The 1290-nt window shown below is 72.3% G+C and carries 2 protein-coding genes; one reads left to right on the top strand and one right to left on the bottom strand.

Going from position 1 to position 1290, the window contains the following annotated elements:
• On the bottom strand, positions 1 to 606 hold a 606-nt coding region (locus G6030_RS06235), incomplete at its 3' end, for an L-lactate permease (RefSeq protein ID WP_182642531.1).
• A 101-nt stretch (positions 607 to 707) separates the two neighbouring features.
• Here G6030_RS06235 and G6030_RS06240 point away from each other — a divergent pair.
• On the top strand, positions 708 to 1290 hold a 583-nt coding region (locus tag G6030_RS06240; RefSeq protein WP_182642532.1), incomplete at its 3' end, for a hemerythrin domain-containing protein.

Consider the following 1290-nt stretch of genomic DNA (forward strand, 5'->3'; position numbering starts at 1 on the left):
GACGACGACGAGGACGGTCATCATGCTCACGACGAAGACCGGGAGGCTGAGTAGCGCGGACCAGTATCCGAGCGCGTCGACGTCCTGACCGCCCAGCTCCGCGGCGACGAGGGTACCGGGGCCGAGTGAGCCCCACGGGACCAGGACCAGCCCGAGCAGTCCCACGACGACCGCCTTCACCGGCGACAGGCCCATCCGCACCAGCAGCGGCGCGGTGATGACCACGCCCAGCCCGAAGCCGGTGACCGACTCCATGAACGGCGTGAGGCCGAACACCAGCAGCAGGATCGCGGGCACCCGGTCACCGCCCGAGCCGATCCGCTCCAGCCACCTGGCGATGTGGTCCCTGCTCCCGGTGGCCGACAGGGCCGTGGCCAACAGGACACCGCCGAGGAGGATCAGTGCGACCTCGAGCACCGTCGGCCCCAGCTGGACGGCCGCGGTGGCGACCTCGTCGTCGTCGGGCCGGAAGACGGTGACCGCCCCCACCAGGGCGGCGACCAGCCCCGCGGTTCCCGCCACCAGCGAGGGGACCCGGAGAGCCAACAGGGCCAGGACCACGACGACCGGGGCGACGGCGACGCCGGTCAACAGGAGCGGGCTCATCGCACCCAACCTACCCAGGCCGGAACGCGGCCCGAGCGGTTGCGAGACCGGCCGGGCCGGAGCACCCTCGGCACTCACGAGAGGACGAGAGGGGTGAGACGATGCGATCCGTATCCGACCAGACCGTCGCCGACCTCGGAGGGCGGTGGAGCGTGCTCACCCGGCAGAAACTCGACCACGTCGAACTCGACCGACTACTCGAGGCGGTGCAGGCCGGTCGCGGCGACGAGCAGCGGCGGCTATTGCTGAAGACCTACCGTCTCGTCTTCCCCCACGCCTTCGCCGAGGAATCCGTGCTGTGGCCCGTCCTGCGCGCCGAGCTGCCCGACGGCCACGCGCTGACGCTGCGCGTGGAGCAGGAACACCAGGAGGTCAACGAGCTGGTCACCCTGCTGGAAAACCTCGGCGACGCCCACCCCGAACGCGATGAGGTGCTGCGCCGGCTCGTCACCGTGCTGCGCGACGACGTACGGGACGAGGAGGACGAGCTGCTGCCGCGGCTGCAGGAGAAGCTGAGTCCTGCTCGGCTCCGGGCCCTCGGCGTGGCGTGGGAGGCGGTCCGGCGCACCGCGCCCACCCGTCCCCACCCGGTGGTCGCCCGACGGCCCCCGGGCAACGTCGCGGCGGCGCTCCCGCTGACCGTGACCGACCGCCTGCGCGACCTGCTCGAGACCGCCGCCCTCC

The organism is Dietzia sp. E1 (genome assembly GCF_014145015.1).
GTDB classification, from domain to species: Bacteria; Actinomycetota; Actinomycetes; order Mycobacteriales; family Mycobacteriaceae; genus Dietzia; species Dietzia cinnamea_A.